Here is a 22,454-nt window from a genome sequence, read left to right on the forward strand (position 1 = left end):
TTTATCTCTCTATTTTAAAGCTTTCCAATGAATTACCGGTAAGCCGTTCGATTTCTGCTCTTAATTGATGATAATTGGCCAGGTTTTGCAAATAGGCCTCTCTGGCAGAAAATAAAGACCTGCGGGCATCCAGTACATCCAAAAAATTAAACTTGCCCAATTGGTAACCGCGATTGATCGTCTCAAAAGCCTGCTGCGCTTTGGGAAGAATCTCGTTTTTTAAAGCCAGAATGGATTGCCGAACGGCTGAAATATTTTGATAGATAGTGGCCAGCTCCGTTTGCAGCTGCAACCGCATGGATGTTTCTTTAAACGATGTTTGTTTGAGGCGTAAAGCAGCCTCTTTAATTCTTCCCTGGTTACGGTTAAAAATATTTAGTGGGAAAGAAATGCCAGCAACAAAGGCCTGCTGGTTCAGCTCATTTAAACGTCGGTAACCGGCTGAAATGGTTGGATCAGGGATTTGGAGCGCTCTGGCCAGAGATAGTTGCGCTTGCTGGAGATTCTTTTCCGAAGTCCAGCGTGCCCATTGAGGATTCATTTTTAGGGCATTTTGTAGCGCTTCGAACGGCGGTAAGTCGCCTATACTCTCAAATTCACCTGCTACGCTGTCAAATGAGGCTTCGGTCGCTCCCCAGGTGGCTGCCAATCGTTGACGGGCCGCCTGTAGCCTGGTTTTACTTTGCTCCAGGGCAATGCGAGCGTTGGCTACTTCCACTTCCGCTCTCGAAAGCTCTGCCGGTGATGTGCGGCCACTGGCTACACGCAACCGAATTTGTTCTTTAAATTCTGTGGCCAGGGTGTAAATTTCTTTGTTTAATCTAATTTGCTTTTGAGCAGCCAGGACATCAATAAAAGCCCTGACGACCTGCGTATAAACTTCCAGTCTCCTGGTCTCGAAATCCCAACCGGCCAGTTCAGTTTGCAAGGCGGCGACTCTGGTGCGTTTGGCACGCTTTCCCGCCAGCTCGATCAACTGCCCCAAGGAAATGGTGGTTTCATTAGCCTTAAATCCAGAGCGTGTTCCACTGCCCCCAAAATTTTCCATTTCTATGCTAATTTCCGGATTTGGCAAGAGTGATTCCTGTAAAGCGTCCGCTTCCCTTGCTCTGATCTCAATTGAAAAAACTTCCAATTGGGGATTGCTTTGCAGTGCCAGTTGCAAGGCGTTTAACAATGTTAAGGCGCCTGTCGGCAGTGGCTGGCTTTGCACCGAAGATGTTTTCGCTGTTAGCTTTTCAATTATCGGCGCAGGGGTAACTCTTTCCACCTGCCGCACGGGAGCGGCGCAACCAGCAACTAATAATAGAGCTGTCATTAACAAAATTAATAATTTCATATTTTCTCCATAGTTTGATCTATCCTGTGTTCAAGGTTCTGTAAACAAATTCCTGACTAAGACACGGACCCAAATCCAGAGTTGCAGGATCCATTCAAATTATACCACAGGTTTTTCCCATCGATGGAACTGTGGCCTGTCCTGTTAATTTTTGTATTTGAATAAAGTGTGTTATTTAAAACCGGAAAATTATTAAAATCAAATAAGAAGGACGACGCTTTTTAGTAAGAAGCCCGCCTTTAAAAGAGGGTTAAATGGGGTGTTTGATGTTTGTGAAACAGTTTCTGTTTGTACATTTTGATTTGGTACAATGGTAGATGGAGTCAGGACTGCTGTTTTCTGATCTTTGGTACGAAACAAATTTTTTTCGTGTTGAATCAGCGGCAGGTCAGCGCAATCTTCCTGGTGATATTGCGCATTATGTTTGAAAAAATTACTGAAAAAGTAGGTGTCGTTATGGCATTGGTCCGTAACCTGACTAAGTTCTACGGCAATATGATCCTGAGCAATACACAAGACGCCACCGGTTACTGAAAGTGGAATGATTAGCGTTTGCAAAACTAATAAAATGCCTAACAGAATCCTCCCCATTCCCGGGAACGTAAGGCGCATCCTCTTAATCGTCCATTTCCATAAGCAATTATTTAATATTTGTTTCTTCATTTACATGTTCCTGCGCTATTTCGATTATCCGCGAAATATGCTCATCTTCCAGGGAGTAGTAAACCATTTTTCCCTGTTTTCTAAATTTAACAATGTGCAAAGAGCGTAAAAGACGCAATTGGTGCGAAATAGCCGAGATAGAAACATCCACTATGGATGAGATATCGCACACGCACAGCTCTTCTTCCAGAATGGCCTGCACGATTCGTAAGCGCGTGGGGTCAGAAAGCGACTTAAAAAATTCGGCCATCTGCCGTGTAATGTCTTTTTCGGGTAAGATCTGATTTACCCTATTTACTTTTTGCTGGTCTACGATTTCTACCGAGCAAACATGATCTGCTTTCATTGTTGTTTACTTTCTCACATCACTTGATCAATTGTTCAAATATAAGTATTGATTTTACCCATGTCAAGTAAAAATCCAGTAAAGCGTAAAATTAATTCGTTTTTACAAAAGTCTCGAGCTGAAGCTCGAGTTACGTTGGTTTGTGAATTATGCTAAAGTGGAAATGATTTATCGGTTTTAGCCCTCCCCCCCTAACCCACTTTCCCGTAAAGTAGGAGAAGGGAAAATGTCGTAAGTGGAGGGGAGTTTTGCTACGGCGGCGATTGTTCGAAACAAAAACATCGGGAATCACCAGTGGCTGCTGGCATCCAGCCTGTGCTTGAAGCCCACTAACTGTCATTTCGACCGATGTATGGTGCGAAAGCGACGTGCAGAGCGGAGAAATCTTTCTCAGGCGTAAGGACGAAGCATTTTCCTGAAGGTTGTTCCAATTAGCGCAACCTCTTTGTGTAAAAGTTAAATCGCTCTTGAGAAAGACTTTTCAAAAAATGCTTCGCTCTTACAAAGGCTCGAGCTGAAGCTCGAGTTACGTTTGCTTGCGAATTGTTTGCAGGTGTAATGGATTCCTCATCCCGCTAAAGCGGGAATTCGTAATGACACACTACAGGCGGGCCTTTCCCCTTCGGAATAACCTGCTTTTTAACAAAATAATTCGTAATTTTAAATTTTTAATTAAAATTCCTCTTTTGCCTGTCCGGCTGCATGACGGGCCTGTCCGGCTGCATGACGGGCCTGTCCGGCAGCATGACGGGCGCCCTTTGCGGTTTTTTAAAGGTTGCGGCTTTGCTGCCTTAGTTGATTAATGGCTGCAACTAAACCGCCTTAAAGTTTTACGCGTTTTAAACGCAAGCTGTTGGTCACCACAGAGACAGAACTAAAGGCCATGGCCAGGGCTGCCGCAGCCGGATGGAAGGTGAGGCCCAACAGCAATTTGAGCAAGCCGGCTGCCGCTGGAATCATGATCACATTGTAACCAAAAGCCCAGACAAAATTTTGCTTCATTATTTTAAGCGTGTTTTTTGAAAGCTGATGGGCCTTTTTCAGGTTCATTAAATTTTGTCCCATGAGCACCACATCGGCCGCTTCCATAGCCACATCTGTGCCGTGACCCATGGCAATGCCCACGTGGGCCTGAGTTAAGGCAATGGCGTCGTTAATGCCATCGCCCACCATTCCAACGCGGCGCCCTTTTTGCTGATACTCTTTAATGAGTTTTGCTTTGCGTGACGGATTAACCTCGGCGTGTACCAGAGAAATCCCAGCTTTTTGAGCGATTTTTTGTGTAGTTTTCTGATTGTCGCCGCTAACTACCGCGCATTGAATGCCCTGTTTTGTAAAATACCGAATGGTTTTCCTGCTCTGTTCTTTCAATTGATCGGCAACGCCAATGCAGCCCAGAATGCGTCCTGCCTGAGCCACAAAAACGGGCGTCCAGGCCGCTTCGGAACAATCCTCAAATATTTTTTGAATCTCTGCGGTCAGAGGAATTCCCTCCCGTTCCATCAATTTAAGATTGCCAACCAGAATTTTGTGATCTTCGATCTGGCCTTCCATGCCAAGTCCCGGGCGTGTTCGTACGTTTTTTGCTTCAGGCAGACGGCCATGTTGTTCGGCTTTTTGAATGATAGCCTGAGCAATGGGATGATTGGACTGGACTTCCACCGCGGCGGCCAGAAATAGCACGGTTTCCTCGCTGGAATCGAGGGCAATAACCTTCTGTACGGCCATGCTGCCCGTGGTCAGGGTGCCTGTCTTGTCAAAAAACAGGTAGTGGAGTTTAACCAGGTTTTGTAGAATGTCTGCGTTCTTGATGAGAATGCCCTCGCTGGCCGCCCGACCGGTGGCAACCATAATGGCCGTTGGCGTTGCCAGACCGAGAGCGCAGGGACAGGCCACCACAACAACGGCAATAAAGTAGAGCATGGCCTGAACAAAACTTGCACCGCTGGCCAGCCAGATCAAGAAGATGACCAGGGCCACGCTCAACACCAGAGGAACGAAAATGGCAGCCAGACGATCGGCCATTTTTTGGATTTGCGGTTTTGAGCCCTGGGCTTCTTTAATCAATTGCAGGATTTGCCCCAGGACGGTTTCTGCGCCTGTTTTCAAAACCTGAATCTGGATCGGGTGCTCAAGATTAATGGTTCCGCCAATAACCAGATCGCCCTGTTTTTTGTTTACTGGCAGGCTTTCGCCGGTCAGCATGGATTCGTTGATGAGGGCCTGGTCATCCAGTAAAACGCCATCCGCAGGAATGTGGTCTCCACTTTTTACCAGGCAAATGTCACCGCTTTTAATTTGCTCGGTTGGCCTCTTTTGCCATTGTCCGTCCACTTGAACAAAGGCAAAATGTGGACGCAATTGCATCAGGCTTTTTAGTGCGCTGGTGGTTTGCAATTTAGCCTTGCCTTCCAGATATCGGCCAAATAAGATAAAGGTGGTAATCATGGCCGCCGTGTCAAAATAGACATGGAGCTCTGCTGATGAAGCTCCAAACAGTCCAGGGAAAAAGGTAAGAAGAGAACTGTACAGGAAGGCAATGCCGGCTCCAATGGCAACAAGCGAATTCATATCGGCGGTACTGGCCTTTAATGCTTTCCAGAAGCCTGTAAAAAATTGCTTGCCGGAATAAAACAGAACAACCGAAGTGAGCAGAAAGGCCAGAATAAGTCGCACCTGGCGGGGAATGGTCAATACAAAAGGGAAAAAAACAGGCATGGTCAGAACAAATACAAATGCAGAGAGGAAGACGCCCACCGCGACCTTTAATCTCAGTTGATGGAAATAGGTTTTCTTGTCATGGATGATCATCTCATCGAGCGATTGAACCCCGCTTTTCAGATCGACGTTGAAACCGAGCTTGCGCAGCACGTTTTCTACCGTTTGTAGCTCAAGCATGCCCGGGATGTACTCCAGCATGGCGCTCTCTTCGATGGTATTGACTTTAAAAGCAATGACGCCCAAAAGTTGATTTACCGCCTGTTCTACCTTTAGAGCAAGGGCCGTGTCCTGAAGACCGACTAAAGGAACAACGATCCGATTGCGCTTTACATCATAGCCGGATTTTTGTACCTGCTCAATGATTTCTCTGGTGCCAATCTCTGGACTGTCAAAGCCAAGGGCGGCTTGTTCCGCGGCTAAATTAACGCTAACCGTGGCCACATGCGGTAGTTGACGCAACCCTTTTTCAACGCGTGCCACGCAGGAGGCACAGGTCATGCCTTCGATGGGGACAAAGGTGTAAAATTTAGATTGATCGGATGCCATTTGGTTTTCTTCCATCTTTTAATAATTTTGGGCAGCTCGTGTTTTCTGTTTTAAATGCGCTTTGTGCCCATTTCGGTTCCAATCGGAAAACATCTTACGCGCCCTAAATTAAAATACTCGTTGAACCGTTTCAATGAAAACGAAGCGCCTGGCAATTTTATTTCGATCATTAAGCGGCACGGACAGAACGCTTTGTTTGTGCGTAACCCGCAAAATAGATGGATGGCTTCATAAGGCGCCGTTAAAAAGTAGAGAAGAATCGGGCCATGAGACAGAGTCGGGAGGATCACTCGGTACCGTACAGTCGGTCGCCGGCATCGCCTAAACCGGGTAGAATGTAGCCGTGATCGTTGAGTTGTCTGTCCAGGGCAGCGGTAAAGATAGAGACATCAGGGTATCGGTCGTGTACCGCTTTAACGCCTTCTGGGGCAGCCACCAGGCAAAGAAAGTTCAATTCTCGAATCCCTCGTTTTTTAAGAATTTCGATGGCCGCCAGGGCCGAACCGCCGGTAGCCAGCATGGGATCCACCAGAATAACAAAAGTTTCGTTCACATTAACCGGCAATTTGAGATAATATTCAATGGGCAGAAGCGTCTTCTTGTCACGGTACACGCCAATGTGCCCCACCCGGGCGTCGGGCAAAAGTTCCAGAATACCATCGATCATACCCAGCCCTGCTCTTAAAATGGGAACCAGGGTCACATCTTTATTGAGCACATAGCCCCTGGTTTTTTCCAGCGGCGTTTCCAGCTCAATTTGTGACACAGGAATGTTTCGCGTAATATCGTAGGTCATAAGCATGGCAATTTCCGAAAGCGTTTGTCTGAACTCCTGACGCTTGGTCCTTTTATCGCGCAACACGCTTAATTTAGCCTGCAACAGTGGGTGTTGAATGATGTGTAAGTTGTTGATCTTTTTCTCATTTTGCACAGGAATTGTTCTCCTTTGTCTCAGACCATTGGTTTAAAGCATACAAAAAAAGCGACTCAAAGAGTCGCTTTAAAAGATTAACCTTTTTTTAAAGTCTCCACCATATCAGTCTTTTCCCAGGTAAATTCATCCAGTTCACGCCCAAAATGGCCGTAGGCAGCCGTTTTTCTGTAGATTGGTCGGCGCAAATCGAGGGTTTCAATAATGCCGCCAGGAGTAAAATCGAAATGTTTCTGAACCAGTTTGGTCAGTTCTTCGTCGGGCATTTTACCTGTGCCAAATGTCTGTACCATCAGCGAAACGGGTTCCGCCACACCAATGGCATAGGCCACCTGTACGCCGCATTTTTCAGCCAGTCCAGCGGCAACCACATTCTTGGCCACGTAGCGGGCAAAATAGGAAGCAGAACGATCTACTTTAGTGGGATCTTTTCCGCTAAAAGCGCCCCCGCCATGGCTGAACACGCCGCCATAAGTATCGACAATAATTTTTCGTCCGGTCAGACCGGCATCTCCCTGGGGCCCGCCGATGACAAAGCGTCCGGTTGGATTGATGAAGTAGGTGATGTTACGTCCTTTTACCATTTCTGGAGGTAACACCGGTTTAACCACCTCTTCGATGATGGCTTCTTTTAATTTTTCATAAGTGACGTCCGGTTCGTGCTGGGCAGAAACCACCACTTTTTCCACGGCCACCGGACGGTCGTTCTCGTAACGGATGGTGACCTGAGCTTTGCCGTCTGGACGTAAAAAGTTTAACGTACCATTTTTACGCACATCGGAAAGACGATGCGTAATTTTATGGGCCAGCAAGATGGGCATGGGCATCAGTTCTGGGGTTTCAGTGGTTGCGTAACCAAACATCATTCCCTGATCGCCTGCACCGGCGCGGTCAACGCCCATGGCAATATCGGGAGATTGCTGGTCAATCGAAGTCATGACCGCGCAGGTCAAATAATCAAAGCCAAATTCAGCGTTTACATAACCGATCTCTTTAACCACTTCACGTACTGTTTTAGGAATATCTACGTAAGTGTCGGTTGTAATTTCACCGCCCACAAGGACCAGGCCGGTAGTTACAAAGGTCTCGCAGGCGACACGTCCAAACACGTCATCTTTTATTACTTCATCCAAAATCGCATCGGATATCTGATCTGCCATCTTATCGGGATGGCCTTCGGTTACCGATTCTGATGAGAATAGATAATTAGGCATTCTTCGCTTCTCCTTGAATGGTCAATTATTTTAAAGAATATTTAATTTAATACAAATTTTCCTGCGCTCCAAATTCAAGACAATTCAGCCATTTTTTGCCGAATGTAATCAACATTCTCAATTTCTGTCGGATCTTTTTTGTAGAGCAGAGCCAGGTAGTAGCTTACCCAATCGCCTAACAAAACCAGAGAAAAAACTTTCTCCAGGCGCGACTGCCCGTCGGCATAAATTTCTACCACCTCTACACCGCGCTTCTTAATAATCTCTTTGGAAATTTCGATGCGTTTTAAAATTCTGGGGTCCACATCTTTGTTTTCCAGAAAAATGGTCACAAAATTGGAAACGGTGTTGGAATCCCATTCCCATCCTACGATCTCATTGTGGTTCATTTCCGGTATTACGCCTGAAATAGCCAGCGCTTTTGCTTTTTGTTCGATTTCATCTTTCCAGCTTTTTGAGACTGACTTCAGGTAGGGAGCCGTTGAGTAAATGACAGGGATTTTGTTCTCTATGGTGTAAGCCAGTGAGCGGCTTAAAATGTGACCGGTAAAGGTCGGGTAGTCGTTGCGTTGATTGAATTCTTTGACAAATTTGACCAGACTGCTTAAATCTTCCTGGTAACTGGTAATGAGTTGAAAGCGGCCAAGAAAGTGGTACAGAGGGAAAAAGAGCAATCCCAGCACATGGCGTGATCGAAACTTGTCGGGCAATGAGATGTAGGAGAGTTTGTTCTCTTTAGCTAAATCTAACATCTGCCCGCCGCTGGTTACTACCAATACCTGAGCCTTGCTCTCCATAGCCATTCTGGTTGCGGCCAGGGTCTCTTCGGTTTGGCCTGAATAACTGGAGGCGATGACCAGGGTGTTTTCATTACAGTAGCCCGGAACAAAGTAACCGCCCACGACTTCCATGGGTACTTTTAAACAATCAAACAGAACATCGTGCAACAGGTCGCCGGCCAATCCGGAGGCGCCAAGGCCTAAGTAGACAATGTTTTTAATTCGAGAAGGATCGATATCCATGCTGGCTTCATTTAATAGTTGAAGGCTCTGTTCAATTTGCAGATGGAATTTTAGTAAAATGCTTTTGTAATCCGATTTGTCTAAGGTGTACATGGATTTCTCCTATTTTAAATATTCTAAATCTTCGATTTTTTCTTTGACAAAATGGCGACATTCCTGTTCAATTTGTTGGGTGGTGTGCAGCGTTTTTACGCGCTGGTACAAGGTCTGGCACTCTTTCAGACTCAAGGAACGAATGATTTTTTTTGATCCGGCAATGGAAAAAGGATTCATGCTAAAATGGCGTAAACCCATGCCCAGGAGCAAAGGAATGGCTTCGGGGATGGCTGCAAACTCGCCGCACAGGGTCACTTCTAAATTCTTTTTCTGGGCTGCTTTAATACTCATCTCTACAAATTTCAAAACAGCGGGATTAAAGGTATTAAAATTTTTAGAAACCATCTCATTGGTACGATCCATGGCCAGAACATATTGCGTCAGATCATTGGTGCCAATGCTGAAGAAATCGACGTAATGGGTAAAGGTTTCAGCCAGAATAGCTGCCGCCGGAGTTTCAATCATCACTCCAAGTTTGATGTCGGGGTCAAACGCAATTTTTTCCTGCTGTAGGGTCTGTTTGATCTCTTCTAAAATCTCTTTGACTTTGAGGATTTCGTCAATCGATGAAATCATGGGCACCAGTATTTTTACCTTACCAAAGGCGCTGGCCCGCAGAATAGCTCTCAACTGTGTTTTAAAAATTTGAGGTCTATCCAGCAAAAAGCGGATGGCCCGCCAGCCTAAAAAGGGATTCATCTCCTCCTGATATTCATGATTGGGCAGCAGTTTGTCGCCCCCCAGGTCCAGCACGCGGATGGTGACTTCGCGCCCTTCCATCTGCTCCACCACCTGTTTGTAATACAGAAATTGTTGTTCTTCGTCGGGCATGCTTTGCTTTTCAATAAACAGACTTTCGGTGCGGAACAGACCAATGCCTTCGGCCTGATTGATGCGGGCATCGTTCACTTCGTGAGCAAATTCGATGTTGGCCAACAAATGCACCCGAAATTGGTCCCTGGTCAATGGGGGAAGATCGATCTCCTTAAACAATCGTTTTTCGAAAGCCTTGAATTCCTGTTTTTTCTCCTCGTACCTGGCCTTTGTCTCTTCCGTTGGGTTGATGATAATGGCCCCGGTGAAGCCATCGAGAATCAGGTAGTCGTCGTCATGTAAAATGTGCGACAAATTATAGCGATTGACCACAGCCGGAATACGCAAGCCTCGGGCCATAATGGCCGCATGAGAGGTTCGGCCTCCTTTGTCGGTTAAAAAACCCAATATTAAGTTGCGGTTAAAATTGACCGTATCGGCTGGCGATAGCATTTCGGCCACGACAATGGCCGGCGCACTTAGCTGATAATCTACATCAATACCCAGCAGAGCGTTGACCAACTTTTGTTTCAGATCAATGATATCATAGGCCCGTTCTCTGAAATAGCGATTTTCCAGATTAATGAAATATTCGCTTTTTTCAGAAAGGACTTTTGAAACGGCCTGGGCCGCAGAGCAGCGCGAACGCTTGATTTCCTGATTAATCTCATTAATTAAAACAGGGTCCTTCAAGAAGGCTTTTTGACTTTCAAAAATTTCTGAAAATTGATCCTGATAATAGATTTCACTACTGCGTTGAGCGTTTTCCAGTTGTTTGTAAACCTTTTGAATGGCGCTTTCAAAAAGGCGTAATTCCTGATTAACATTTTCGACCGTTACTTCCAACTCTGAGATGTTGATCTGAAAGGGGCGAAAAATATAAGCCGGGCCCATACCAATGCCAGGCGAGGTGGGCAAGCCTTTTAACACGATTTCCCGTTTTAGTTTATGAGGCCTATTGTTCTTCATCAAAATTACTCTGAATTAAGTTCAACAATGCGTCAAAAGCCTCTTTTTCGTCTTTTCCCGATATTTCCAGAATGATTTCACTACCGGGTTCGGCAGCCAGCATCATTACGCCCATAATGCTTTTGCCGTTCACTTCAAGCCCGTCTTTGATTACCTTAATGTCGGAATCAAATTTTCCGGCTACCTGAACAAATTTAGCCGCAGGTCTGGCGTGTAATCCGTGTTTGTTGGTAATAACAACCTTTTCTCTGATCATAGTACTCCGCAAATAATTGCTAATATTAAACTCATCAGTACCGGTGTGTAAAATTTCCGCTTCTTTAACCGGATCCAGAAAGACCCTGTTAAGGTAATGACAAACAACAAAAACATTAGCCAGTGATGGGTTAATGCTTCTCTGATATTCCAGGAAATTAACATTCCCAATCCAATAATTGCAATTATCTTGAAAAAGTTCAATAAATTTTCAAAATTTTCGATTTTCAATTTTTTGTAGACCTCAAAACCCAAATTGTAACCATCAATAATCCCTTTTAAACGAATGTAAAGATGCGGGACATTGTACAGGAAAAAGGTTACAAACAGGTAAAACGCTTTTAGGGTCGGGTTTTCGATGAAAGCCATGCCTACCAGACCAAATATCAGAGCAGCAGGTCTGATGACGGCCCAACAGCAACGATCTCCGATGGCTCCCAGAGGACTGATTAACGCGTTTTTAAATTTTTCAATATTGGAAATATCAGACGCGGGTTGCGTATGAAACTCCTGTTCCAGTCTGGCGATGGCGCCGATGGCGTAGGCGGCAAAATAGGGATGCGCATTAAAGAAGGTCAGATGGCGCTTCAGAAAAGACACATATTCTTCTTTGTTCTTGCAGATCTTTCTGCCAATGGGCGAAAGAGCAAAACAAAATCCAATGGACACCATGCTCTTGAAATTCCAGACAGATTGAATAAAAAAGGAACGCCAGAGCATACCCAGAATTTCCCATTTGCTTAGCTTAAAATGTTTATCCGAATATTTCATAAACGACGATTGCTCCTCCGAGTAAAAGCCCGACCAGATACCAGGCTCGCCATTTTTTGTCTTTGAATAAGGTCACGGTCATACCGATGCCACTGCCTAAGATAGCAATGCGTCCGTACATCCCAATTTTGTTCAATTCCTGGCTCAGCAGCCCGGAAAATAGTCCGAATAATTTTGCCATTAAGACAGTCATCACCGTAAAAAATATAAATACAACCAGGGCGTTAAACAACAAAGAGAAAAAGATCACTCGCCCTAATTCAATGATCTGTCCCCTATTTAGATGTTGCGTGAGCCAATTTAAATACCATTCGTTGATTTTGCGAATCAGGTGAACGACCTTTGCGCCAACGAACCCGCTTAAAATTCCGTAGAGAATCATTAAAAATACAATGAACTCAGAAAAATGGGGATATTCACTGGTCAAATGTATTCCCAGAATGGTTGCGGCCATTGAACCGAAATTGCCTTCCGGAATGATAGCTGCCCCAATGGGCATGGAGCTCAACCAGACCAATTGTAATAAGAAACCAAGCTCAAAACCGAGTTGAACATTTCCGCCCAGGAATCCCAGGATAGGACCTGAAAAAATAGGCTGAGCAATTAGCATCTGAAAAGCGGACGCATTATCCAGCATTAATATGGCGGCTACTGCACACAGAAGAATAATTGTTTCCATCTGGGAGCACACTCTGTTTATCTAAGCTCAGCGTTCAATTCCAATGGCACCTGCACTTTAAAATGATATCGGTCTAAAGAGACCAGATTGAGCATTCCGAACAATTGGAATCCGGAAGGTGGAACGGGCAGTGCGCCGTCCACATAAAATGAGGTTTGTTTTTTGGTTCTGGGATAAAAATATTCCCGGTTTCCAATGATGCTCAATTTAGAAAACAGATAATACGATTCTTTAATGGTTGCGCTCCAGTATTGCGCCGTATGACTGGCAAAAGCGGGCACCAATTCCAGGTAGTAATCCCCGGAAGCCGGCGGAACAAAAACGATTTTCTTTTTACGATAGGTTAAACCATCGGCTTTTAATGTTTTGCCTTCATAATTTTTGATGTTAATGGCGAAATCGGTCATTAAATTAAAGACATCGGCCGGTAATTCAATATCAAATTCAACTTTTTCAATTTCATTGCCCACGGTAAAATCTTGCTGGTACAGTGTCGATTCTTCATCAATGGAATAGACTTTGTGCCAGCCAGATAGTTCGCCATTAACCTGGCACAGAACCGGGCGGTCGAAATAGTTAAAAACAGAGATGCTGCCCTTTGGCTTATCCCCATTAGTAACCTGCAGCAGGCGGATGGGTTGAGGAGAGACCTCGAGCCCGCTAAAAGAGATCAAATAGGTACAGTAGGAGGGTTCCTCGCTTCGGAAGTCGGCGTAAAGATCAAGTTCGTAAATGCCATAGGTCAGTTGTTCACCTGATAAGCGTAAGGTTTCCTGTGTTTTAAATTCTGAACTCAATCGTCCATATTGTTCCATCTCTCTGCCCTGAGGGTCAAAAAGATAAGCCCTCAAATTGGCGTAATTATTTCCTTCTGTAAATAACTGGATGGTTGCCGATGTGGCGCGCACAGGAACGTCAAAAAATATGCGCTGTACATTACCCGGCTCTATTTTGAGAAGATCGGATTTTAACGTATAATGGTTCTGCTCGTTGGCTATTAAAGGTTTGACAAAGGTGCACCATAGCTCAAATTCTTTGTTTATTGCTCGGTTTGACCATTCTTTGCGATAAGCGATGATTTTTCCGGTGTACAGCCCCGGCTTTTGTAATTTATTCTTATCAAAATACACTTCTACTCTGGCGGGTTTTTCGCCTTTAATGTATGTGCTTCTCTGATTTAGCTTGATCCAGGGTTGTGTGGCTTTCAGATCAAAAGCGCGGTAAAAGTTATTGCGTTGATCGGCGGTCCAACTGTCTCTGAATTCCGGGTAAATTTTGAATGATTGTTTGTGATGCTGATCCGGGATGTAATCTCCCAATCGCCAGTAGGCAGCTCTGGCCGGGTAGTCTTCGTTCATGGGGTTGAGCGTTTCAATGCGATAATACACAAAGTTTTTGTGTTCCTGTCGCTGAACATACTTTTTGTAATATTTGTACGCTTCAGGAACAGAGATAACGCCGGCGCCCTGGTCGAGCATGGTGTATTCTTGCATTGGTCTGGCAGAATTGATGATGGCTTTCTTAAAAAGGGCACCGATTAAGGGCAGTTCGTCATGATAGGCGGCCGACATGAGTAAAGCAACGGCGCCGGTGGCCTGGGGCGAAGCCATACTGGTTCCCCATTTATTTTCTCTTCTGGAATAGGGAGGAACGGTTGAGCTGGCGCTGCCAGGTGTAAGGATGTCCGGTTTGTTTAATTCGCCACCTCTGGAGCTAAAGGCAAAAACTTTGTCGCGCTTGAGGTTGGCGCCATATACGTCCCGCGCCGATGCCTTGCTATTTAAAGCGCCAACGGTCAAAACATGATTGGCCGCAGCCGGTAAGCCTATGCTCGAGATGCCCGGGCCTTCATTTCCGGCACTCACACAAAACAGAACTTTTTCATTTTCCAGTAACATTTCATCCAGGGTGAATTCCATGGAAGCCTGGCCTTCAATTTCTGAGCCAATACCAAAACTCATATTAAAAACCACCGGCCCATCGTAGTGTTTGGCAAATTCAATTCCGTATTCATACGCTTTTACCATGCTCCCGGTTGTTGTGGCTCCTCCGGCCAGGGTACAATCGCCGATTTTTAAACTGATGATTTTGGCTCCCGGGGCAATGCCGTTTAATCCTTGCTGGCCGTTTAATCGGTAACCGGCGGCTATGCCTGCAACGTGTGTGCCATGGCTTGAGCCATCGTAATGAAAATTGATGCGTTGTTCATCCGGGAAAATATTGATGGCAAAGGTGGCCAGATTTTTACTCTGTTTTTGATCGCGCCCTCTAAATTGCAGGGCCTGATGTTTTTCCTTGTAATTCCAGACGGGTTGCTCATCGTCCAGGTTGCCGTCGCCATCCAGGTCGATATAAGCTATCCAGCCTTCTGTGCTTTTAAAAACCGTAAAGCCAAAATCATCGTCTTCCTTGCCATTGTTATTGATGTCTGGAATGACGGTGTTTTTAAATTTGTCTTCATGTAATACCCCGATGTAATAGATACTGTCAACCGGTTGAAACTGTAACCGGTCGTAATGGAATAAGCGGACATTTCCCGGCGCGCTTAAATATTTTTCATTATTTTCTTCACCAAATTCTGCCTGGTCAAAATAGACATCGCCTTCGCCGGAAAAGTCCTGAGCATCAATAACCTTTACGCCTCCATCGGGCAAAGATTGCAAACCGGGCACCCCCATATCCACTCCGGTGTCCAGAATAATGATGACCACGTCTTTGCCGTTATCCTGAGGATGCTTGGCAATAAAATCTCTCGCACCAATGCGGGAAATATCTAAAAAGCTCCAGTCACTGGCCAGGGTCAGCGTGCTTAAAACTAAAATGAGACTGAGGATTTTTATTTTCATGCTAACGTCCTTTTAATTAATCAAATTATGCCGTAAAAAAGAATTTACGTGAATGAGCATTTTCATGCAAACAATCTTAAGGTCACTGGACAAAAGCGTAAAAATACACAGGGCCATTAATACTCGGTGGGAAAGTATCAATGGCCCTAAGTGGAAGGAAAGAAGCAATAAACCCTTAAAATATGAAATATACTCTAAGCTGGGTTATTACTAAATGAGAGGCCCTCAAAACTTATGTTTTTTATTTTTCTTGACAACTTCTACCATACCAAATCCCATAGCATTCATTTGGCCAATACCCGCATCATATATCATCTGTAAAATTTCCGGCTCCGCTTTGATTTTAAAAGGAGCCAGTACACAACGAACCTGTTCCTGGAATCGGGTATTGCCTTCCAGGGTAATCACCTTGGTGATGCGGTTATTTTTACGCCTGACGTATTCTTTGTCAAATTCGATATTAAAATTGATCCGATCTATTTCTTTTTTGTTTATGATCTTAAATTTGGCCAAAAGGTCTTTTTCCAGCATCTGGTAAAAGTCATCCTGGTCGGGGAAGATGTAACGTTTGAAAGAGTGACCGTTGTTCCCCTCTTTTTTTAATACAGTCATAGGTGAAAGACAGGTAAACTGAGCTTCATTTTCAGAAAATTCAGGGGCGGGAACAAAGGTAACAGAGGCGACCTCAAAGAAGGTGTTGTAAATTTTAACCGCTTTCTGGGCCTTCATCTCTTTGGCCAGGATTCCCAAAAACTGAAAGTAAGGGGAGGAAATGTACCAGTAAAATTCGGGCGAAAGAATACCGAGCATGAACTCTTCGATTTTGCGCTCCGGGATTATGAGCTGGGAAAAGGTAAACACATCGAATTCTTTGCCGGCCCGCTCCGCAGGTAATAAAGAAGAGAGGTAGCGCTGGTATTCATAGGTTAAGTATTTAATGAGTTTAACTAAGTAGTAATTGGTATTTATGGGAAGGACTGTTTTGCGCTTTGGATTCTTGAACGTTACTTTAATACGCATTATTAAATTCTCCTGATTAAAACACAGGAATTTTAATTGCAAAAACAATGCCAATTAAGAAAGATTTTTCTTAACCTCCTTATTTTGTTGAAGTTGCTCCAAAAGCGCCAAAACAATCTTTAGGCCCCAACGTAAAAAATTCCCTGATTTAGAAAAATTAGGTAGGGAAATATTCCCTACCTAGGCGTTTTTTCCAGTTTCTTGTAAATATTATCGGCTATTTTCAGAAAAACTTTTGCCTGAGGACTTTCAGGGTCAAGGGCTACAATGGGTTTGCCGGCATCTCCGCCTTCCCGTATTCTGGCGTCGATGGGCACTTCACCCAACAGATCGGCGTCCACCTGGGCACAGGCTCTGGCCACGCCCCCATGATCAAATATGTCGGTCCGTTCGCCGCAATGGGGGCAGACGAAATAGCTCATATTTTCGATGATGCCCATAATGGGCACATTTACTTTTCTGAACATTTGCACACCTTTGATGGCATCGATCAGGGCCACATCCTGAGGCGTGGAAACAATGACGGCCCCATCCAGAGCCACCGATTGAGAGAGGGTTAGCTGGGCGTCACCGGTTCCCGGAGGCATGTCAAACAAAATGACGTCCAGTTCCGGCCAGGCCACGTCGCTCATCAATTGTTGCAAAGCGCGATGCACCAGCGCTCCACGCCAGATAACGGCTTCTGAATTATCGATTAAGAATCCCAGGGACATTAAATGCACACCATATTTTTCAATGGTCTGAATTTTCTTGCCATCATAGAGCGGTTTTTCATGAACGCCCAGCATAAGAGGAATGCTGGGGCCGTAAATATCGGCATCCAGCAGACCAACGCGTTTTCCCAGTTTTGCCATGGCTACCGCTAGATTGACGGCCACTGTTGATTTTCCCACACCGCCTTTACCACTGGCGACGGCTACTTTGTGTTTAATGTTGGGCAGAAATTTCTCCTTCTCCGCTGTGGCCGTGGCTGTGGTTTTAAATTGTGGAGGCTCCTGTATTTCAGCCTGAACCTCAGAGCGAACATCCGGGTAGGCTTCGTGGAGTTTAGCCTCGACCTCTTCTTTTATTTTTTGGGCAATACTCTGATCGGTACTGCGGACGACCAGTTGCACCTGAATGAGAGAATCTGTGACATTCAGCTTCTGGATAAGACCAAAAGAGACAATATCTCTGCTGTAACCGGGATAATTGACCTGGCGCAGAGTTTCTATGACCTGTTCTTTAGTTAGGGACATTTTATTTCTCCTACTATTTTTAATAATAACCTTAAAATTAATTACATTATTCTTTGTGAAGGGGGAATATAATAATTTTTTTTGACCAAAATCCAGAAAATAAAAAGACGCGCTAAAGGGAACTAATCAGAGGTTAAAAAACGACTTCAATATCCAGAACTTTGTCTTTTTCAAGATTTAACTTTTCGACTTTTGGTTTGTCCAGCTCAATTTCATTGATAATGAGGAATTCGACTTCAAAATCTTTATTTTCCATGTCTTTGGAAATGAGTCTTCCACGGCCGTTGATGACCCCGCCTTTTTCTTCGTCGTAATAACTGATCAGTATTTCTTCATTAATATCCAGAGCATCTAAAATTTCGACCAGTTCGATGGTATTTCTTTGTTCAATAATGATTTCATCCACATCTTCTTCAATACTCATAATGTCACCATCTTCGTAATAAAAATCGATGGTGCCGCCACCGCCTTTAATGTACACCACTTTGTCATCCAGCTCCTGCTTGATGGCGCGCTCCACATTGATCACCTGTCCTGTAAAATAATCCTCTTTGATGTCAATGATGCGAACGGAGATGGGTTTCTCTTCCGGAGTGCCGTCGTATTCTACACGCCGGATATTAACCTTTTTGTTTTTACCTATATTTTTGATGATTTCTTTTACTTTTTCCGGTGGTAGGGCGCCAGGTCTGATTTCAACTTTTTTCTTTTTTTTGAAGAGCCCTAAAAAATATCGTTTACCTCCCTGGTCAAAAAACAAATTTTTTGCAAATGGATTTTTGCTCCTATCCATTTTAGCCTCCCTTTAAATTTAGGCTACTTTAACAAATTAAGGATAAGTCAGAGACTTTGCAAGCATTATCGTTTTAAACCATTTTTCATGTCTTCGGCTTCCATAATCAAATGCCGTGCATTCTCAATGGTTTGTTGAGCGATTTTTTGCCCGCCTAACAGCGTGGCAATCTCTTTAATGCGTTCATCTTCATTCAATGGTTTAATATCGACTAAAGTACGATTATCTTCAATATATTTTGTGACTTTAAAGTGTGTGTGGGCAAAGGCAGCTATTTGAGGCAGGTGCGTAATACACAAAACCTGGTGGGATTGGCTCAACTGAGACATTCTAAGCCCTACAATCTGGGCCACCTTTCCGGAAATTCCGGAATCAATCTCATCAAAAATCATGCTGGGTACGTCATCCATTTCGGCCAGTAACGATTTTAATGCCAGCATGATGCGAGAAATTTCTCCGCCAGAGGCTACTTTGTGCAATGGCTTAAAATCTTCGCCGGCGTTGGATGTGAACTCAAAAACGATCTGGTCGAATCCCCGTTCATTGGCTGTTACTTTTTGTCCATTAAAAGTAAATAAGCCATCGTCTTTCTGGTTGTAATCAAAACGGATTCGGAACTGTGCATTGGGCATGCCCAATTTGTGCAACAGATCGGTGATCTGCTTCTGGAATTGGCCGGCCGCAGTTTTTCTGGCCTCTGAAAGTTGTTTTCCATGCGCTTCCACTTTCTTTATTAAGGCGTCAATTTCCTGTTCAAGAAGAACCAATTTTTCGTCAAAGGCATCCACATCAGCCGTAAAATTTTTAATTTCTTCCAGATAATCGATTAAATCGTTGAGGTGGACCTTTTGATATTTTTTGAGCAGAAATTCCAGGTGGTTCATTCGTGCCTGAATGGCTTCCAGGCGTTGCGGATCGAATTCCAGATCGGACACATATTCCAGTAAAAAGCGGCCCAACTCTTCGACGGCAATACGGGCATTCAGCAGGCTCTCGGTATAATCATTGAATTGTGGATCAAATTGGGCCAATTCTGCAAGCTTATGTTCAGATTCAACGATTAAACTGGCTGCATTGGGCTGGCCCTCGTACAATAAATTGGCCACCGTACTGGCTAACTGATGGATGGTTTCCACATTGTTCAGCCGTTTGTATTCGGCCTGCAATTCATCCAGTTCTTCGGGCTGGAGTTCGGCTCTGGTCAATTCATCGATCTGAAAGCGGTACATGTCCTGCAACTGAACGCTTTTCAATTGCTGTTCTTTGAGTTTTCCCCGTTCTTTCATTTTGGCCTGTAAATCATGGAGCAAGTCTTGAAATTGGGCTACCTGAGATTCTAACCGGCCGAAGGCATCCAGATAGGCGATGTGGTTTTCAGGATGGAGCAGTCGTTGATGCTGGTGTTGCCCGTGAATGTCTACCAAATACGAACTGATGGCGCTCAGCTTATTTAATGAAACGGGCGTGTCGTTTAAAAAGGTACGGGAGGTTCCGCGGGCGGTCATCTCTTTACGGATGATCAGGGTGTTGTCGTCAAATAGATCGATGTCCATTTCCAGCAGCTGGTCTTTAATTTTGGGATCAGCGGGAAGCTGGATTTCTGCTTCAATAATGGCCTTGGAAGCGCCCTTACGAACAAAGTCAGGGCTTCCGCGCTCGCCGCAAAGCTGGGCGATGGCTGAAACCAGAATGGTTTTACCGGCTCCGGTTTCACCCGTGATGATATTTAAACCCTGCTCAAAATGGACGGTTAATTCATCAACCAGTGCAAAGTTTTTAATGGACAGTGATCTGATCATGGTTACTTTCGAATTACAGCAATTTTCCCTGAAACCGATTCACCTTCTTCCGAAATAGCTAAAAACAAATATACACCAGAAGCGACTTTATTTCCAGTCTCATCAAGACCGTCCCAGTAGGCGCGGCCTCCTTCAACAGCCAGGGTACCGTCCCGGAGGAATGTTTTAGGGGTTAACTGGCGAACCAACTGGCCATTTAGGTTCAGGATTTTGACGGTGGAATTGAACATTAAATTCTTAATGACAAATTTTTGCGCAGATCCGTCCATGAGAAAGGGATTGGGGCCGACTTCTGTTTTCTGAAACTTTTGTTCGATTTCGGCAAAAGGACCGCGATAAACCGAAAGGCCGCCTTCTGTGGCAATCAGGGCTTCATTGTTATCGTAGTCCACGTAAACGCATTGCACGTTGTTATTGACCAGATAACTGTTGGAACGGTTGTAGCCTTTCCAGCCGTTGGCATCCCAGGGACTGCGATCTCCGCGTAAAATGCTCAGGCCCCCTTTGGTGGAGAACCACTTGTTATTAAAACGGTCAACAAAAATGTGATGGATTTCATTTTCCAGAGGTCCACTTAAACCCAGATCATCGCCCACGTGTTTGTAAACATTGACTCCATCGTACGAGTTGAGTCCGGCAGCCGTTCCGATCCACAACACACCGTCCTGATCCATAGCCAGACTAAAAATAGTATTGCTAAACAGATTGTCCTGAATATTGAGCTGGTAAACCTGATCGTCGGATTTATCTTGCAGAGAGCTACCATAATCCAGAATGTAGAGCCCATTGTACAGTGTGCCGATGTAAACACGATGGCTGAAGGCATCGAATTCAATACACAAAATTCCGCCTTCTTTGGCTACAATGCCGTCATCAGAGCCAAAGTACACCCAGGAATTCTGATCCAGGGAAATGAAGCCGTTGTTGTCATAGGGGGCAACGGCCAGCAGGTGGTCGTTATGGGCCCAGTAATTGGCAAACCATAAACGGCCTTCAGGACCTTCTTTAATATCGGTGATGATTTCGTAGTTTTGGTCGGGCACTACACCCGCGAAATAATTTTTGTAAATGGTAAACAGACCAACGGGATTGATTTCCCGATAAGTATTGATGTCGCTAAAATCCATGCGCGCAGGGAATTCGTAAGAATGGAAGAAAACGGTGTCTCCTTCGGCGGTAAAGGTTAAAATGCCACCGCCCCAGGAGCCAATCCACAAATTATTAAAACGATCTTCATACAAGACATCGGCATTATTGAGAGTTCTCCAGTAACTGCCCTTAAACTTGATCTTTTGCCAGAGCTGTCCGTCAAAAACATAAATACCCTGTTCCGCCAGAATTTTAGGTCGGCTGGAGGAAGCCCATATTCTTTTTTGATGGTCTTTGACAACGCGACGTAGCAAATTGCTGGGCGGGCCGTCCAGTTTAACCGTTTGCTCATCGGAACTGAGCAGACCATTTTCAGAAAGTCCCATCCAGAGCTGGCCGTCGTCGGTGATGGTCAGGCCTACCGGTTGCTCGGCGATGGTTTTAATCAGCTGACTGCCGTTTTGCAAATCGTATTGAAAAAGGGAATGGCCGCTCAGCACGTAAAGAACGGAATTCTCAGGTAGAGCAGCAAAAGCCTGCACCGGAAGGTATTGGCCGTTGGTGTTTTTGGCCCAATTGGAAACGGTTACAATGTTTCCGGCTGCATCGGCGTAGGCCAGCCCAGAAGAGGTGCCAATCCACAACTTATCCTTTACAGGCAGCAAAGCAGGAATTCTGTTGTTCGGTAGGTTCTGGCTGGTGGTAAAAATGCTCCAGCGCTGAGGATCATTGATGGGAAATTTTCCAAAATCGGAAGGAGCGCTCAATAAGCCCTGATTAGTGCCCAGCCAAATTTTGCCGCCAAAGACAGCGCTAACCAGCACCGAGTCCACCGCAATGGGGAAATTATGGAAGAAGTCTTTAAAAACGTACGAAGACCGGTCGTGAACCAGAACCGCAATCCCCTCGGGCGTTGTGATCCATAGGGTATCGTTTTGCAGGAACAGGTGGAGAATTTCCTTCCCTTCCAGCGCGTATTCGTATTGCCAGGAGTTGCTGTTCGGGTCGTAAATCTGCAGAATGCCTTCAATGCCGGCCACCAGCACCTGCCCGAATTGATCCCGTGCAATGCAATGCAAATTAATGGAGCGCAATCCTTGGACATTGGTGAAGCGTTCGATTTGTCCATCCTGCAGATCGTAACTAAACAGGCCCCCTTGCGAAACGGCCCATATCTTGCCCTCACTAAAAGTCAGATCGCGTACATCGTTCATATTGGTAAGGGTTTGCCAGTCTGCAATGCCCTGGCTCAGGGCCAGTTTTAAAATCAAAAAAAGAAATAATGGTGTTTTGGTCAAGGTTAC

Annotated in this window: 17 protein-coding genes; all 17 read right to left on the reverse strand. The window is 45.0% G+C overall.

Annotation, left to right across the window (positions count from 1 at the left end):
- Position 1 precedes the first annotated feature (1 nt).
- The 17 genes from ACWB0I_RS13245 to ACWB0I_RS13325 all read right to left on the reverse strand — a co-directional run bounded on the left by ACWB0I_RS13245 (position 2) and on the right by ACWB0I_RS13325 (position 22,448).
- Positions 2-1,339: a TolC family protein gene (locus tag ACWB0I_RS13245; protein ID WP_479388548.1), complete on the reverse strand. Its 1,338-nt coding sequence runs from the start codon at positions 1,337-1,339 to the stop codon at positions 2-4.
- A gap of 198 nt (positions 1,340-1,537) precedes the next feature.
- A complete protein-coding gene (locus ACWB0I_RS13250) occupies positions 1,538-2,002 on the reverse strand; it encodes a hypothetical protein (RefSeq protein WP_479388549.1) in 465 nt (154 codons plus the stop codon).
- Positions 1,980-2,348 carry an ArsR/SmtB family transcription factor gene (locus tag ACWB0I_RS13255; RefSeq protein WP_479388550.1) on the reverse strand — a complete coding sequence of 123 codons (369 nt, stop codon included), beginning with the start codon at positions 2,346-2,348 and terminating at the stop codon, positions 1,980-1,982. The genes ACWB0I_RS13250 and ACWB0I_RS13255 overlap by 23 nt, the downstream gene beginning before the upstream one ends.
- Before the next feature lie 822 nt (positions 2,349-3,170).
- On the reverse strand, positions 3,171-5,615 hold the full coding sequence (locus ACWB0I_RS13260) for a heavy metal translocating P-type ATPase (protein ID WP_479388551.1): 2,445 nt from the start codon (positions 5,613-5,615) through the stop codon (positions 3,171-3,173).
- A 286-nt stretch (positions 5,616-5,901) separates the two neighbouring features.
- Complete coding sequence (gene upp / locus ACWB0I_RS13265; RefSeq protein WP_479388572.1) at positions 5,902-6,528, reverse strand: uracil phosphoribosyltransferase; 627 nt, start codon at positions 6,526-6,528, stop codon at positions 5,902-5,904.
- Positions 6,529-6,623: 95 nt separating this feature from the next.
- Entirely contained in the window at positions 6,624-7,760 is a 1,137-nt protein-coding gene (gene metK, locus ACWB0I_RS13270; protein WP_479388552.1) for a methionine adenosyltransferase, read from the reverse strand.
- 74 nt (positions 7,761-7,834) lie between these two features.
- Positions 7,835-8,875 (reverse strand): bifunctional phosphoglucose/phosphomannose isomerase, encoded by a 1,041-nt coding sequence (locus tag ACWB0I_RS13275; protein ID WP_479388553.1) that lies wholly within the window; start codon positions 8,873-8,875, stop codon positions 7,835-7,837.
- Positions 8,876-8,884: 9 nt separating this feature from the next.
- Positions 8,885-10,660 carry a phosphoenolpyruvate--protein phosphotransferase gene (gene ptsP, locus ACWB0I_RS13280; protein WP_479388554.1) on the reverse strand — a complete coding sequence of 592 codons (1,776 nt, stop codon included), beginning with the start codon at positions 10,658-10,660 and terminating at the stop codon, positions 8,885-8,887.
- Positions 10,647-10,916, reverse strand: coding sequence for an HPr family phosphocarrier protein (locus ACWB0I_RS13285; protein WP_479388555.1), 270 nt, complete (start codon positions 10,914-10,916; stop codon positions 10,647-10,649). The genes ptsP and ACWB0I_RS13285 overlap by 14 nt, the downstream gene beginning before the upstream one ends.
- Complete coding sequence (locus tag ACWB0I_RS13290; protein WP_479388556.1) at positions 10,913-11,686, reverse strand: PTS system mannose/fructose/sorbose family transporter subunit IID; 774 nt, start codon at positions 11,684-11,686, stop codon at positions 10,913-10,915. The genes ACWB0I_RS13285 and ACWB0I_RS13290 overlap by 4 nt, the downstream gene beginning before the upstream one ends.
- Positions 11,670-12,365 (reverse strand): PTS sugar transporter subunit IIC, encoded by a 696-nt coding sequence (locus tag ACWB0I_RS13295; RefSeq protein ID WP_479388557.1) that lies wholly within the window; start codon positions 12,363-12,365, stop codon positions 11,670-11,672. Before ACWB0I_RS13295 ends, ACWB0I_RS13290 begins: the two co-directional genes overlap by 17 nt.
- 17 nt (positions 12,366-12,382) lie before the next feature.
- Positions 12,383-15,211: a S8 family serine peptidase gene (locus tag ACWB0I_RS13300; RefSeq protein ID WP_479388558.1), complete on the reverse strand. Its 2,829-nt coding sequence runs from the start codon at positions 15,209-15,211 to the stop codon at positions 12,383-12,385.
- 225 nt (positions 15,212-15,436) lie between these two features.
- Positions 15,437-16,231 (reverse strand): CRISPR-associated endoribonuclease Cas6, encoded by a 795-nt coding sequence (gene cas6, locus ACWB0I_RS13305; RefSeq protein ID WP_479388559.1) that lies wholly within the window; start codon positions 16,229-16,231, stop codon positions 15,437-15,439.
- 176 nt (positions 16,232-16,407) lie between these two features.
- The gene (locus ACWB0I_RS13310; RefSeq protein ID WP_479388560.1) at positions 16,408-17,469 is read right to left on the reverse strand and encodes an Mrp/NBP35 family ATP-binding protein; all 1,062 of its coding nucleotides are present in this window, start codon (positions 17,467-17,469) and stop codon (positions 16,408-16,410) included.
- A 133-nt stretch (positions 17,470-17,602) separates the two neighbouring features.
- Positions 17,603-18,262: a hypothetical protein gene (locus tag ACWB0I_RS13315; protein WP_479388561.1), complete on the reverse strand. Its 660-nt coding sequence runs from the start codon at positions 18,260-18,262 to the stop codon at positions 17,603-17,605.
- A gap of 65 nt (positions 18,263-18,327) precedes the next feature.
- On the reverse strand, positions 18,328-20,061 hold the full coding sequence (gene recN, locus ACWB0I_RS13320) for a DNA repair protein RecN (RefSeq protein WP_479388562.1): 1,734 nt from the start codon (positions 20,059-20,061) through the stop codon (positions 18,328-18,330).
- Positions 20,062-20,063: 2 nt separating this feature from the next.
- Positions 20,064-22,448 carry a two-component regulator propeller domain-containing protein gene (locus ACWB0I_RS13325; RefSeq protein WP_479388563.1) on the reverse strand — a complete coding sequence of 795 codons (2,385 nt, stop codon included), beginning with the start codon at positions 22,446-22,448 and terminating at the stop codon, positions 20,064-20,066.
- Positions 22,449-22,454 lie beyond the last annotated feature (6 nt).

The sequence above is a fragment of the Caldithrix sp. genome (assembly GCF_056497305.1).